The sequence below is a fragment of the Streptomyces sp. NPDC032721 genome, assembly GCF_055579625.1.
This window is the reverse complement of sequence record NZ_JBVIMX010000037.1, coordinates 26,528-40,904: the sequence shown is the minus strand read 5'-3', so window position 1 is coordinate 40,904 and position 14,377 is coordinate 26,528. Positions and strand designations below refer to the sequence as shown.

Annotated in this window: 11 protein-coding genes; 7 read left to right on the top strand and 4 right to left on the bottom strand. The window is 71.0% G+C overall.

The features are described 5' to 3' along the window. Positions 1-211: 211 nt before the first annotated feature. On the bottom strand, positions 212-694 hold the full coding sequence (locus ACZ5PB_RS41515; RefSeq protein ID WP_468698741.1) for a MarR family winged helix-turn-helix transcriptional regulator: 483 nt from the start codon (positions 692-694) through the stop codon (positions 212-214). 163 nt (positions 695-857) lie between these two features. On the opposite strand from ACZ5PB_RS41515, the gene ACZ5PB_RS41510 reads away from it, so the two are divergent. Then, positions 858-1,679: a lysozyme gene (locus tag ACZ5PB_RS41510; protein WP_468698740.1), complete on the top strand. Its 822-nt coding sequence runs from the start codon at positions 858-860 to the stop codon at positions 1,677-1,679. A gap of 100 nt (positions 1,680-1,779) precedes the next feature. On the opposite strand, the gene ACZ5PB_RS41505 is transcribed toward ACZ5PB_RS41510, so the two are convergent. Further along, complete coding sequence (locus ACZ5PB_RS41505; RefSeq protein WP_468698738.1) at positions 1,780-4,653, bottom strand: M4 family metallopeptidase; 2,874 nt, start codon at positions 4,651-4,653, stop codon at positions 1,780-1,782. A 164-nt stretch (positions 4,654-4,817) separates the two neighbouring features. On the opposite strand from ACZ5PB_RS41505, the gene ACZ5PB_RS41500 reads away from it, so the two are divergent. Together ACZ5PB_RS41500 and ACZ5PB_RS41495 are read left to right on the top strand one after the other, a co-directional pair. After that, positions 4,818-5,825, top strand: coding sequence for a TrmB family transcriptional regulator (locus ACZ5PB_RS41500; RefSeq protein ID WP_468698737.1), 1,008 nt, complete (start codon positions 4,818-4,820; stop codon positions 5,823-5,825). Between the two features lie 122 nt (positions 5,826-5,947). Then, positions 5,948-6,337, top strand: coding sequence for a VOC family protein (locus tag ACZ5PB_RS41495; protein ID WP_468698734.1), 390 nt, complete (start codon positions 5,948-5,950; stop codon positions 6,335-6,337). A gap of 116 nt (positions 6,338-6,453) precedes the next feature. On the opposite strand, the gene ACZ5PB_RS41490 is transcribed toward ACZ5PB_RS41495, so the two are convergent. Both ACZ5PB_RS41490 and lon read right to left on the bottom strand, forming a co-directional pair. Beyond that, on the bottom strand, positions 6,454-7,341 hold the full coding sequence (locus ACZ5PB_RS41490; protein WP_468698733.1) for a TIGR03619 family F420-dependent LLM class oxidoreductase: 888 nt from the start codon (positions 7,339-7,341) through the stop codon (positions 6,454-6,456). Positions 7,342-7,511: 170 nt separating this feature from the next. Continuing rightward, a complete protein-coding gene (gene lon / locus ACZ5PB_RS41485; protein ID WP_468698731.1) occupies positions 7,512-9,920 on the bottom strand; it encodes an endopeptidase La in 2,409 nt (802 codons plus the stop codon). A 181-nt stretch (positions 9,921-10,101) separates the two neighbouring features. Between lon and ACZ5PB_RS41480 the strand changes: the two genes are divergently transcribed. The 4 genes from ACZ5PB_RS41480 to ACZ5PB_RS41465 all read left to right on the top strand — a co-directional run bounded on the left by ACZ5PB_RS41480 (position 10,102) and on the right by ACZ5PB_RS41465 (position 14,361). Continuing rightward, positions 10,102-10,773 (top strand): GNAT family N-acetyltransferase, encoded by a 672-nt coding sequence (locus tag ACZ5PB_RS41480; protein ID WP_468698728.1) that lies wholly within the window; start codon positions 10,102-10,104, stop codon positions 10,771-10,773. Positions 10,774-10,940: 167 nt separating this feature from the next. After that, positions 10,941-11,381: a hypothetical protein gene (locus ACZ5PB_RS41475; RefSeq protein WP_468698726.1), complete on the top strand. Its 441-nt coding sequence runs from the start codon at positions 10,941-10,943 to the stop codon at positions 11,379-11,381. A gap of 291 nt (positions 11,382-11,672) precedes the next feature. Next, on the top strand, positions 11,673-13,106 hold the full coding sequence (locus ACZ5PB_RS41470; protein WP_468698725.1) for a family 2B encapsulin nanocompartment shell protein: 1,434 nt from the start codon (positions 11,673-11,675) through the stop codon (positions 13,104-13,106). 58 nt (positions 13,107-13,164) lie between these two features. Then, positions 13,165-14,361: a family 2 encapsulin nanocompartment cargo protein terpene cyclase gene (locus ACZ5PB_RS41465; protein WP_468698724.1), complete on the top strand. Its 1,197-nt coding sequence runs from the start codon at positions 13,165-13,167 to the stop codon at positions 14,359-14,361. The last annotated feature ends 16 nt before the right edge of the window (positions 14,362-14,377 follow it).

Genomic DNA, 14,377 nt, shown 5'->3' with positions numbered 1-14,377 from the left:
GAGGGTTCGGCTCCGCCGGGGGCCGCCCCCTTGCCCGCCCGTTCCGCCCCCGGGGGGCGGCCCCGCCGCCCAAGGGGGCGGGGCAACGGGTGGGGCGGGCCCGCCGCCCAGAGGGGGACGGGGCGGGCCGCCGCCTAGGAGGGTGGGGGCGGGGGTGGGGCCGCCGGGCGAGGGGGGTCGGCACGTGGGGCCGCCGGGCGAGGGGGCGGGGTTAGGTTTCGGGTTGGGTGTTTAGTTGGTGGAGTAGGCGGGCTAGTTCGGCTACTTCGGAGCGGTCCCAGTTGGAGAGTTTGCGGACGTAGGTGGCTCGGCGGGCGTCGCGGACCCGGCGGAAGCGGGCCCGGCCCTCTTCGGTGAGCAGTACGAGGGAGGCGCGGCCGTCGGCGGGGTCGGGCTCGCGGGCGACCAGGCCCAGTTCCTCCAGGGCGCGCAGCTGGCGGCTCATGGTGGCCTTGCCGACGCCGAACCAGGCCGCGAGTTCCGTCGCCCGCAGCCGGTCCGCCTCGTCCAGCCGTACCAGAAGGCCGTACGCGGCGGGCTCCAGGTCCGGGTGGACCTCACGGGCCAGGACGCCCGAGGACGCCCGCGCCCGGCGCAGGAAGAGCGCCAACTCCCGCTCCAGCGCGAGGAATTCCTGATCCACCCGTACATCTCCTGTCGTCCTGGACGTCAACCGCCGACCCGCCCTGGCCATTCCTGAAACTTTCAGCAAGGGACATCGCCGCAGCTCGTCCAGTATTTCGCAGGTGTGGACCAATGTCGGCACAGAGACCCTCTTCCGCCACTCGGGTCTACGTGCGTAGCTTCTCTTCGGCAAGGCAACCACAGTCGCTTTGTCGATCTTTCGGAGGCACGCAATGCACGTGCTCAGAGCAAGATCCCGCACTCTCGCCGTGACCGCCGCCGTGGCGGGCGCGGTCGCGCTGACCCTCGGCGCCGCGCCCGCTCCCGCCGCCGGCCCCGGCACTCCCCCGCCCGGCTCCGCGCACATGGGCATGGGTGTCGTCGAGCACGACGGACAGGGCCCGCTGCCGCCCGGCGCGCCCCGCGCGGTCCAGACCGAGGGCGTGGACGTCTCCAGCCACCAGGGCAACGTCAACTGGGCGTCGCTGTGGAGCAGCGGGGTGAAGTGGGCCTACACGAAGGCCACCGAGGGGACCTCGTACAAGAACCCCTACTTCGCGCAGCAGTACAACGGCGCGTACAACGTCGGGATGATCCGGGGGGCCTACCACTTCGCCCTGCCCGACAACTCCAGCGGCGCCACCCAGGCCAACTACTTCGCGAGCAACGGCGGCGGCTGGTCGCGCGACGGGCGGACCCTGCCGGGCGCGCTGGACATCGAGTGGAATCCGTACGGGGCACAGTGCTTCGGCAAGTCGCAGTCGCAGATGGTCGCCTGGATCAGGGACTTCCTGAACACCTACAAGGCGCGCACCGGCCGCGACGCCGTCATCTACACCGCGACCAGCTGGTGGAAGACCTGCACCGGCAACTACGGGGGCTTCGGCGCGAGCAACCCGCTGTGGGTGGCCCGCTACAACAGCACGGTCGGGGAACTCCCGGCCGGCTGGGGCACGTACACGATGTGGCAGTACACGTCGACGGGCCCGATCGTCGGCGACCACAACAGGTTCAACGGTGCCCTGGACCGGGTCCGCGCACTCGCCAACGGCTGAGCACGTGAAGGACCCCCGGCGCACGGGCGCCGGGGGTCCGGTTCGCGGTGTCTCACGGTGTGTTCACGGAGTAGTCCGTCACGCCGTCACCCGCAAGGTGTCAGCAGCGGCCGGCCGCACGGTCCCGTACCACCAGGTCCGTGTTGCTGGTCGTGCCGTCGATCCAGACGACGCGCTTGCCGGTGTCGGCCGACGCGTAGGACTGGTCGCCGCGGTTGCAGGACATCCGCTCGCCCTCACGGGCGCCGGAGGTCTCGAACTGCCACAGCTTCGGCAGCGTCTCGTTGCGGTACTGGGTGTCGGGCTCCTGGGAGTTGACCGTGACGGCGTCCTCGGAGGCGGTCAGGTCGAAGGCGTACAGGGCCTTGGCACCGCTCTCGGGGCTGAGGTCGAGCAGCTTGGTGCCGTCGAGGTTGGCGCGGCGCACGGCCATCGGACCGTACGCGACCTCGTCGACGAGCCAGGAGACGTGGGTCTTGGAGATGCCGGTCTGGCCGAGGCTCTCGACGGCCGCCTTCTGCGGCAGGACGTTGGTCTTCTTGGTCCTGGTGTCCAGGACCTCGACGTCCAGCTTGTACTCGCCGTTCACCGGCCACAGCTTGGCGTACGCGACCTTGCCGTCCTTGACGGAGGGCAGGGCCGAGGAGAGGTGGTAGCGACCGCCGTCGACGTACGCCTGCTCGTTGGTCTTGAGGTTCTTGTACGCGGCGTGCCGCCCGCCGAACGGGTCGTTCTCCTCCCAGACGACGACGTCGCCGTCGATGCGCAGCCCCTGGAGGCCGGTGTAGGAGGACCACACCTTCTTGATCGGGCCGCCCGCGACCGGGCGGACCAGGACGTCGATGCTGGTGGTGCCGTAGGCCGCCCAGACGACGTTCTTGCCGTCGGTCGCCGGGTAGACGTGGAACCGGCCGTCGTTCGGGCTGACCAGCTTGGATCCGCCCTTTCCGTCGGTGCGGCCCGTGTAGACGGAGTACGGCTCGGAGCCGTCGTCGTTGGACTTCGACACGGCGTACTGGCCGCCGCCCGCGCCCGCCCCGGTGCCCGAGGTGTTGAGCTTGCCGAGCAGGGTGTCGGAGTCGAGACCCATCGCGTCCTCCCAGCCCGGGATGATGCCGTGGGCGTTGAAGGAGCGCTTGATGACGTTCTGCTGCTTCGCTGTCGCGCCCAGGTCCTTGGCGGCGGCGATGACCGCGTTGCGGCCCTCGGTGAAGCCGTCCAGCGGGGTCAGGTACTCGGCGAGCGCCTTGTAGACGACGGCGTCGGTGAAGTCCTTGTCGAGGTCCTGGCGGATGTCCCACAGGGCGCCCGAGAAGATCGTCGAGTTGAGGTGCACACCGCCGTTGTCGACGTTGTACGCGACGCCGAGGAAGTCCTTGGAGGTGGTGCGGCCGTCGTTCATGTCGCGCAGCGCGCACTCGCCCTTGGGCAGGGTGCGGCAGAGGTCCTCGCCGACGAGCCCGGAGTCCGGGTCGTCCATGGCGGTGCCGGAGACGTTGGTGTCGATGGCGTTGCCGAAGTAGTCGGCGAGACCCTCGTTGAGGGCGCCGGACTGGCCGACGTACACCAGGTTGGCGGTGTTCTCGACGACGCCGTGGGTCATCTCGTGGCCGACCACGTCGACGTCGGAGGCGAGCGGCTTGTACTCGTCGTCGCCGACGCCGTACACCATCTTCTGCCCGTCCCAGAAGGCGTTGACCCACGGCTGGCCGCCGTTGGTCACGCCCACCAGGGAGTTGATGGCCATGCCGCGGCCGTCGAGGCTGTCGCGGTTGTGCTTGGTCCTGTAGTAGTCGTAGACCTGGGTGCCGGCCCACTGGGCGTCGATGGCGCCCGCGTCGGTGGCGTCCTTGCCGAACTCCTGGACCGGGGAGCCGAACTCCTTGATGCCGGACGGCCACTTGCCCGCCGCGTCCTCGGCCTCCACGCCCCGGGCGTCCCAGGTGGTAATGGAGTTCTTGCTGGTGCTCTCCATCCGGACGTAGTCCCTGAGCGTGTACTCCTTGCGGGAGGAGTCGAAGTACAGGTTCAGGTCGACCTTGGTGCCGTCGGTCTTGACGCCGGTGCCGGTGGCGTCACCCGGGCCGAGGGCGCCGGCGGCCTTCTGTGCGGCCTTCTGGCCCTTCAGTCCCTTGGGCGCGGAGCCCTTGGCGGCCTTGTTGCCGAAGGTCTTGATGCTGCTGTACTGGAGGACCGGGAAACCGGCCTTGGCGTCGATGTAGACCTGGCGCAGCACGGGCTCGCCGGTCACCGGGTGGTTGCCCTTGACCGTGACCTGTCGGGTCAGGACGCCCTTGCCCTGCGGGAGGACGACGAGCTTTCCGGCGGTGCCGGTGAGCGCGGTGGCGGCCGGGGACTTCTGCCCCTCGGCCTTGCGCAGGTCCTTCTTGCTGAGGTTCTTGCCGTTCAGCTCGCGGCCCACGGCGGCGACGGCGCGCTCGACGGCGGTCTTCTCGGAGACCGTGGCGGTGGTGGGCGCCGCCAGCTCGGTGAAGTACTTGCCGGAGGTGCCGACGACGGAACGCTTGCCGTCCTTGTTCTGCATGCGGACGACGTACTCGCCGCCGAGGACGTCGAGTCCCTTGTACTTCTGCTGGAGGCGGACGGTCTCGGTGCCGCCCTTGCCGGACTGCGCGGAGACGGCCTTGAGGTTGGCGCCCGGGTTGCCGATGCGGTAGCGGCTCTGCTTTTCGGCCAAGTGCCCGACGGCCGCGGAAGCGGCGCTGCCGGTCGCTTTGGCGGGCTCGTTGATGCCGTCGACCAGGGCGGGGGTCGCGGTGTCGGTGCCCGGGATCACCTCGGCGGCGGGCGCCGCGGGTGCGGCCGGGACGGCTGCCTGGGCTGCGGGTACGACGCCGGCGAGCAGGGCTGCCGCGCCGATCAGGGCGGCAACTCCCTTGCCGCCCCTGGATATACCGGTGGTTGTGCCGGAGCCGGTGGCGGTGTTGTCGCCGTCCTGTCTTGCTGCACGCACTCGGGTCTTGTGCACGCTTTCCCTCCCACGGTACGGACGCTCTTCGGGCCTGTTGGGCAGGGCCATGCAAGTCGTTGTGTGTTCAAGTCGGCAATGTTTCCCGTGTGTTCAGATGTGGACACGCACACTTGTGTGCATGCTGTGGTCACGAAAGAATCCGGCCCATGATCGAGGGGGAAGAACTGCACAGCCTCGGCCTGGGGGAGGTCGAGGGACGTGTCTACGAGGCGCTTTTGAAGGAATGCGCCGACAGCACAAGGGACTTGGCGGATGTACTGGAACTCCCCGTTCCACGGATCGAAGAGGCACTGACCAGCCTCGAAGAGTCCGGCTTCACCGTTTCGGCCCAGGACGGCACCCCGCACCCCGCCGCCCCGGCCGCCGCCATCCGCACATTGATCCACCGCCGTCAAGCGGAACTCCACATCCGGTCAGCGGAGTTGGAGCGGCTGATGATGTCGGCAGACCGCATCGCGGGCCGGCTCACCGCGAAATCTCCGTCCGCCTCGGAGGGCGGCATCGAGATCGTGACGGGCCCGCGCCAGATCGGCGAGCGGGCGGAGTCGCTGCTCGCCTCGGCCGAACACGAGGTGGTGATCCTGGACCGTCCTCCGTACGCGAAGACCGACGCGGCCGACCCGCAGCGCCCACCGGCCCTGGACATCGAGGCCCTGCTCGACCGGGGGATCACGGTGCGCGCGGTGATAGACCGCGAGGGCCTGTCGTACCCGGGCCGGATGCACTCACTGGCCGCCCTGGCGGAGCGCGGGCTGCGCGCCAGGGTCACGACGGGCGTCCCGACCAAGCTGATCGGCGTGGACCGCCGGGTCACCCTGCTCCCGCCCACGGAGTCCGCCGACCCGACCGCCTCCGCACTCGTGGTGGGCGACGCCCTGCTCCGCAACGCCCTGCTGCCGCTCTTCGAGACGGTCTGGGACCGCTCCATCCCGCTGAGCGGTACGACCGAGCCGCCGGCCGACCCCGTACCCGGCCAACAGCGGGAACTTCTCGGCCTGTTGGCGGCCGGACTGAAGGACGAGGCGATAGCCCGCCGCCTCGGCGTCCACGTCCACACGGCCCGGCGCCGGATCTCCCGGCTGCTGGAGGCACTGAACGCGGAGACCCGCTTCCAGGCGGGCGCGCAGGCGGCCACGAGGGGGTGGCTGGCGTGACGCACGACACCCTGGACGGACCACGGACGCATCACCTACGGTCTGCTTGACGGCATCGCGTGTCGGCCACCGGCAGGGTGGGACATGGAGGTAGCCCGAAAGTGACCTTTACGGAGGCCACCATGGCTGTACAGCTCAACCACACGATCGTCCTCTCCCGGAACTCACGGGAAGCCGCCGACTTCCTGGCGGAGATCTACGGACTGGAAGCCGGAGCCCAGTGGGGCCCCTTCATCCCGGTCGAACTCTCCAACGGCGTGACCCTGGACTACGCGCAGCTCCCGCCGGAGCAGGAAGTCGTGCCGCAGCACTACGCCTTCCTGGTGTCGGAGGAGGAGTTCGACGGCATCTACGCACGGGTGCGGGCGAAGGGCCTGAAGTACTGGGGGGATCCGCACGGCAAGATGCCGATGGAGATCAACCACAACGACGGCGGCCGGGGAATGTACTTCGAGGACCCGTCGGGGCACTACCTGGAGGCCATCACCAGGCCTTACGGAAGCGGTAGCTGACCCACTTCATGCGCTGACACCGGGGAGCCCCGCAACTCGTGACGAGTTGCGGGGCTCCCCGCTTCGTACGGGCCCTTCGTGCGGGCCCTTCGTGCGGGCCCTGCGGCCTCGGGCGGTCAGCCCGCCAGGACCAAGTCCCGTATCTTCGCGCCCAGTTCGAGCGCCTCGGCGGGCTCGCGGACCGCCTGCTGGAGTTCGACGAAGGCGCCGTCCGCACCCCAGGCCCGGACGGCACGGAGCTTGGCGGCGACCTCCTCCGCCGACTGGTCCGGTGTCACGTTGACGCGGATCTGCTGGCGCAGCGCGTCGGGGTCCCGGCCCGCCTCCTCGGCCGCCCCGCGCGCCATCCCCCACAGCGCGGCATGCGCCTCGTCCGGGAGGAACACGCCCGCCCAGCCCGCCGCCCTGCGGCCGATCCGGCGCATCGCCGCCGGGGTGAAGCCGCCGAGGAGCACCGGCGGGCCGCCCGGCTGGACCGGGCGAAGGTCCACGTGGGAGAGCGGAACGGTCCACTCAGCGCCCTGGTGCTCGAAGGGGTTCCGGGTCCAGATCGCGGCCAGCAGGTCGAGGATCTCGTCCAGGTGCTTGCCGCGCTTGGTCCACTCCGCGTTGACCGAGGTGTACTCGTCGCGCAGCCAGCCGACGCCGAAGCCCGGCTCCAGGCGGCCGCCGCTGAGCCGGTCGAGCGAGGTGAGGCTGCGGGCCAGCAGCAGCGGCGGGTACCAGGGGGCGTTGAGCGTGCTGGTGCCAAGGCGGGGGCGGGTGGTGGCGGTGGCCGCGACCGTGAGGACCGTGAGCGGGTCCAGGAAGTTGGTGTACTCGCGGGGGTACGGGTTCTCGGGCGTGTGGCCCGGGTAGACGTCGCTCGGCTCGACCGGGGTGAGGGCGCGGTCGCCCACCCAGAAGGAGTCGAAGCCGATCTGCTCGGCGTCGCGGGCGAACGAGGCGATGAGTTCGGCGCGGGCGTGGCTGCCGTACTGGGGCAGGGCAATTCCGATGTCCATGCCATCTATCCTCGGCCCGCCCCCGCCCGCGACGCGCGGGGCCCGCACGGTGACGCGCGCCACATGCGCGTGCGCGGCAGGGGCCGTACGGGAGCAACTCCCGTACGGCCCCTGCCTTCTGACGCGGCGGCTGGTACTGCCCGGCCGCCGGTGTCACGCGACTGACGGTGTTACGCGGCGACCTTCTCCGCCGCCCCCACCCGTGCCGGAGCCAGCGCGATCTCCAGTACCTGGCGGACGTCCGTCACCGGGTGCACCTCCAGCTTTTCGAGGATCTCGGCCGGGACGTCGTCCAGGTCGGGCTCGTTCCGCTTGGGGATGACCACCGTGGTGGTACCGGCCCGGTGGGCGGCGAGCAGCTTCTGCTTCAGGCCGCCGATCGGGAGCACCCGGCCGGTCAGGGAGACCTCGCCGGTCATGGCCACGTCCGTGCGGACCAGGCGGCCCGAGAGGAGCGAGGCCAGGGCCGTCGTCATGGTGATGCCGGCGCTCGGGCCGTCCTTGGGGACCGCGCCCGCCGGGAAGTGGATGTGGACTCCCCGGTCCTTCAGGTCGGCGACCGGCAGCTCCAGTTCGGCGCCGTGCGAGCGCAGGAAGGAGAGCGCGATCTGCGCGGACTCCTTCATCACGTCGCCCAGCTGACCGGTGAGGGTCAGGCCCGCGCCGCCCGTCTCCGCGTCGGCGAGGGACGCCTCGACGAAGAGGACGTCGCCGCCCGCTCCGGTGACGGCGAGCCCGGTCGCCACACCCGGCACCGCCGTGCGCCGCTCCGCCGGGTCCTGGGCGGACTCCGGGACGTGGTGCGGGCGGCCGATCAGATCCCGCAGGTCGTCCGCTCCAATCGCGAACGGCAGCTCGCGGTCGCCGAGTTCGTGCTGTGCGGCCACCTTGCGCAGCAGCCTGGCGACCGCGCGCTCCAGGTTCCGTACGCCCGCCTCCCTGGTGTACTCGCCCGCCAGCTTGCGCAGCGCGGACTCCTCCAGGGTGACCTCGCCCTCCGCCAGGCCGGCCCGGTCGAGCTGGCGCGGCAGGAGGTGGTCACGGGCGATGACGACCTTCTCGTCCTCGGTGTAGCCGTCGAGGCGGACCAGCTCCATGCGGTCGAGCAGGGCCTCCGGGATGGCTTCCAGGACGTTGGCCGTGGCGAGGAAGACCACGTCGGAGAGGTCGAGTTCGACCTCCAGGTAGTGGTCGCGGAAGGTGTGGTTCTGGGCCGGGTCGAGGACTTCGAGGAGTGCCGCGGCGGGGTCGCCGCGGAAGTCGGAGCCGACCTTGTCGATCTCGTCGAGGAGGACGACCGGGTTCATCGACCCGGCCTCCTTGATGGCGCGGACGATACGGCCCGGGAGTGCGCCGACGTACGTACGCCGGTGGCCCCGGATCTCCGCCTCGTCGCGTACGCCGCCGAGCGCGACCCGGACGAACTTGCGGCCCATCGCGTGGGCCACGGACTCGCCGAGCGAGGTCTTGCCGACGCCGGGCGGGCCGACCAGGGCCAGCACCGCGCCGCCGCGACGGCCGCCGACGACCCCCAGGCCCCGGTCCGCACGGCGCTTGCGCACCGCCAGGTACTCGGTGATGCGCTCCTTGACGTCGTCCAGGCCCGCGTGCTCGGCGTCCAGGATCTCCTTGGCGCCCTTGATGTCGTACTGGTCCTCGGTGGTCTCGTTCCAGGGGAGTTCCAGGACGGTGTCCAGCCAGGTGCGGATCCACGACCCTTCCGGGGACTGGTCGCTGGAGCGCTCCAGCTTCTCGACCTCCTTGAGGGCGGCCTCGCGCACCTTCTCGGGCAGGTCGGCGGCCTCGACGCGGGCCCGGTAGTCGTCGGACTCCTCGCCCTCGGCCTCGCCGTTCAGGTCCCGCAGCTCCTTGCGCACGGCGTCGAGCTGCTTGCGCAGCAGGAACTCGCGCTGCTGCTTGTCCACACCCTCCTGGACGTCCTTGGCGATGGTCTCGGCGACGTCCTGCTCGGCGAGGTGCTCGCTGAGGGCGGCCAGCGCCAGGCGCAGCCGGGCCACCGGGTCGGCGGTCTCCAGGAGCTCCACCTTCTGGGCGGTGGTGAGGAAGGGCGAGTAGCCGGAGTTGTCGGCGAGCGCGGAGACGCCCTCGATCTGCTGGACGCGGTCCACGACCTGCCAGGCGCCGCGCTTCTTCAGCCAGGTGGTGGCGAGCGCCTTGTACTCCTTGACCAGCTCGGCGACCGCGCCGGGCAGCGGGTCGGGGTCGGCCTCGTCGACGCGGACGCCCTCCACCCACAGGGCGGCGCCGGGTCCTGTCGTACCCGCGCCGATCTTCACTCGGCCGCGGGCCCTGATGAGGGCGCCGGGGTCGCCGTCGGAGAGACGGCCGACCTGCTCGACGGTGCCGAGCACGCCGGTACCGGCGTACGTCCCGTCGACGCGTGGAACAAGGAGTACCTGTGGCTTGCTGCTACTGGAATGCGCGGCGGCCTGTGCGGCCTCCACCGCGGCGCGTACGTCGGTGTCGGACAGGTCCAGCGGCACCACCATTCCGGGCAGCACGACCTCGTCGTCGAGCGGCAGCACGGGCAGGGTGAGCGGTGTGGACGTCGATGCCATGATCTCCCCTAGGGCAGTGAAGTTGAGCTATACCGACTCAATGCATCTGAGCCCTCTGGTGTTCCCGAAGCCCCCCTGGTTCGTGTTCGCTCTGAGCGATCAGGCATCGACGGCACCCCACCTCGCCGGATGTAATAGCCCCTATCAATAAGAGACCATTACTCGCGCAGGGGGAACCACCATGGCTTTCGCCACCACCACCGATGCCGTCCGCGCCTGGACCGACGGCTGGGCCCTCTCGCGCGGGGCGGCGGACCCGGTGCCGCAGCCGTGGGGCGTGACCATCGACATCGGGCTGCCGAAGGCGGTCACCCGGCACGTCCTCTTCGACCGGTACGCCTCGGACGAGGCCACGGTCCGCAAGCTGCTGCGCACGGACACCGCGCCCGGCACCTGGATCAAGTTCGTGGAACCGCCGGAGGCCGTCGCCCCGTGGCTGGTCGACGGCTGGGAGTACGACACCCCCGGCCACCTCATGACCCTCCCGCTCACCCCCGACATGGCCGCCCCCGACCTCCCGACCGGCTTCACCCGCCGCAGCTGGACCCGGGCGGGGCTGACCCGGGTGGTGGTGCTCGCCGCCGACGGCGGTCTCGGGGTGCGCGGCCAGGTCGCGGTGACCGGCCGCACCGCCGTCATCGACCAGGTGGAGACCAATCCGGTGCACCGCCGCAAGGGCCTGGGCACGCTGGTCATGCGCACCCTCCAGGCGTACGCGGCCGAGCAGGGCGCCCGGGACTGTGTGCTCGGCGCGACGGACGACGGCCACGCGCTCTACTCGACGCTGGGGTGGCAGACCCTGTCCCCGCTGACGGGCGTCTTCCGTTCGGTCCCGGAACCTGATTCCCACTGACCCCGTCACACCCGTGAGCAGCGGTACGACCGACAGCACACGACGGGAGCATCATGCGACGCGGTGGGGCAGTAGCGGCAGCAGTTCTGTGCGGGACTCTTGTGGTGGCGGGGTGCGGCGCGAGCGGGACCCCCGTGGGGGGCGAGTCGCCCGGCCCCGGCACGTCGGTGTCACCCACTGACGGCGGTGGTACGCCGTCGGCGCCGGCCACCACCCCGCCTCCCGCCACTCCCCCGCCCGCCACCACAGCTCCGCCCACCGACTCCGTCCCGCCCAAGGGCAAGCGCCTCGTCGCCGCCACCACCAGCGGCGGCATCGACGGCCGGCACCGCAGCGTGCTGGTGAACGACGACGGCACGTACACCACCCTCGACCGGAAGAAGCCGCCGAAGAAGGGCCGGATGAGCTCCGCCCAGCTCGCCGAACTCCGGTCGGCACTCGCCGAGTCGGACTTCGGTTCGCTCCCCCGGGTCTCGGCCGCCAAGCCCCCGGTGGCGGACGGGATCATGACGGCGGTGGTCTACGAGGGGCACGAGGTCGCCACGGACGGGATGAAGAAGGTCCCGAAGCTGGACCGGGTCATCGCGGCCCTGCCGGGCCTCAACTGACCACTGGACGATGGCCCTTCAGGGGCCCCGGGGGCTCGGCGACCCGGGCCCCCGGCGGCGCCCGGCGGGCCCCCGGCGGACCCCCGGCGGGGGCCTCTCCATGTACCGCCCATTAGTCGGATAAACCTGATGCGCAGCAAGATCGCTGCATCGAATTAACTCAACGGCCTTTCCGGGCGAGCCAGGCACACCCGCGCTTAGCGTTCCGGTGGATCTGGCCCGTGGATCCAGCACGTCCCGTCCGGTCCGCCGGACGGATTCCCCTGCGATCCGCCGAGGAGTAGTCCCCCGATGACCGTTGAGACCGGTGAGACCGGCCCGGAAGCACCGCAGGCAGCACGGACGGCGCTGCCCCCGCAGTCCAGCCTGAGCACCGCTGCCGCCCGCAAGCTGGCGCACACGGCCAAGTCCGCACCGCAGATGCAGGAGATCACCTCGCGGTGGCTGCTGCGGATGCTTCCGTGGGTGGAGACCACGGGCGGCACCTACCGGGTGAACCGCCGGCTCAACTACACGGTGGGCGACGGCAGCATCGAGTTCGTCCAGGACGGTGCCGACGTCCGCGTCATCCCCCGCGAGCTGGGCGAACTCGCCCTGCTGCGCGGCTTCGACGACGAGGCGGTGCTCGGCGCGCTCGCCGACCGGTGCGTCCAGCGCGACTTCCGCGCCGGTGACGTACTGGCCGAACGGGGCGCCCCCGCCGAGCACATCCAGCTGATCGCGCACGGCCGGATCGCCCGTACCTCTGTGGGCAAGTACGGCGACGAGACCACCGTCGCGGTGCTCGCCGACGGCGCCCACTTCGGCGAACACGCGCTGCGCGGCACCGATCCCACCTGGGACGCGACCGCCACCGCCGAGACCTCCGGCACCCTGCTCACCCTGTCCCGCGCCGACTTCGACGCCGTACGGGACTCCTCGCAGGCCCTCCGCGACCACCTCGCCGGGTTCGACGAGCGCGCGCGGCAGCCGCAGACCCGGCACGGCGAGGCCGAGATCGCGATGTCCGCCGGGCACGTCGGCGAGGCCCTGATCCCCGGCGCCTTCGTCGACTACGAGCTCCGGCCGCGCGAGTACGAACTCTCGGTCGCCCAGACGATCCTGCGCGTCCACTCCCGCGTCGCGGACCTCTACAACGGTCCGATGAACCAGACCGAGGAGCAACTCAGGCTCACCATCGAGGCGTTGCGCGAGCGCCAGGAGCACGAGCTGATCAACAACCGGGAGTTCGGCCTCCTGCACAACGCCAGCTTCAAGCAGCGCATCGAGACCCACTCCGGCCCGCCCACCCCGGACGACCTCGACGACCTGCTCTGCCGCCGCCGCGGCACCAGGCTGTTCCTCGCCCATCCCCTGACGATCGCCGCCATCGGCCGGGGGTTCAACGCGTACGGCCTCTACCCGGACCACGTGGACCTCGGCGGCCAGCAGGTCCCGGCCTGGCGCGGGGTGCCGATCCTGCCCTGCAACAAGATCCCGATCAGCAAGGAGGGCACCAGCTCGATCCTCGCGATGCGTACGGGTGAGGAGAACCAGGGCGTCATCGGCCTGCGCCAGACGGGCCTGCCGGAGGAGTACGAACCGGGCCTGTCGGTCCGCTTCATGGGCATGAGCGAGCAGTCGATCATCTCGTACCTGGTGACCACGTACTACTCGGCCGCGGTCCTGCTGCCCGACGCACTGGGCGTGCTGGAGAACGTGCAGATCGTCCGCCGCCGCGGCTGAGCACGTACGGCCAGGCCAGAGCCACCTCCAACTCATCGAGTGCGCGAAGGAGTTACGCATGCCCGACTCCGGGCTGTCACCACTGTCGGCCCCGCCTGCCCCACCGCCGACCCCCTCGCCGAACCCCGCGCTGGACCGCCTCCTGCGCGGCCCCAGCGGCCTCGGCACGGCGGGCCTGCGCCTGGGAGGCGGTCTCCCCGAGGCACGCCCCGAGCAACTCCCCGTCCCCTCGGACACGGACACGGCCCCCGCACCGCAGGACGGCCCGCCCCCCGAGGGCGCCCCCATCCCCGGCCTCTACCACCACCCCGTACCGCCCCCCGACCAGGCCCGCGTCGAGGAGGTCAGCCGCCGGATCAAGCGGTGGGCGGTGGACGAGGTCCAGGCGTACCCGCCGGAGTGGGAGGACCAGTTCGACGGCTTCTCCGTCGGCCGCTACATGGTGGCCTGCCACCCGGACGCCCCCACCGTCGACCACCTGATGATCGCCACCCGCCTGATGGTCGCGGAGAACGCGGTCGACGACTGCTACTGCGAGGACCACGGCGGCTCCCCCATCGGCCTCGGCAGCCGCCTCCTGCTCGCCCACACCACGCTCGACCCGGTCCACACGACGAAGGAGTACGAGCCCCCATGGACCCAGTCGCTCGCTTCGGACCCGCCCCGCCGCGCCTACCACTCGGCCATGACGTACTTCCGCCAACAGGCGAGCGCCTCGCAGGCCGACCGGTACCGGCACGACATGGCGCGGCTGCACATGGGCTACCTCGCCGAGGCCGCGTGGGCGGAGACGGACCACGTGCCCGAGGTGTGGGAGTACCTGGCGATGCGCCAGTTCAACAACTTCCGCCCCTGCCCCACCATCACCGACACCGTCGGCGGTTACGAACTCCCGGCCGACCTGCACTCGCGGCCGGACACCCAGCGGGTCATCGCGCTCGCCGGCAATGCCACCACCCTCGTCAACGACCTCTACTCCTACACCAAGGAGCTCGCCAGCCCCGGGGTCCACCTCAACCTCCCCGTGGTGCTCGCCGAACGGGAGGGCCTGTCCGAACGGGACGCCTACCTGAAGGCGATCGAGGTCCACAACGAACTCATGCACGCCTTCGAGGCCGAGGCCGCCGAACTGGCCGCCGCCTGCCCCGTCCCGAGCCTGCTCCGCTTCCTGCGCGGCGTGGCCGTATGGGTCGACGGCAACCACTACTGGCACCAGACCAACACGTTCCGCTACAGCCTGCCGGACTTCTGGTAACCCGCCCCACCCCCCT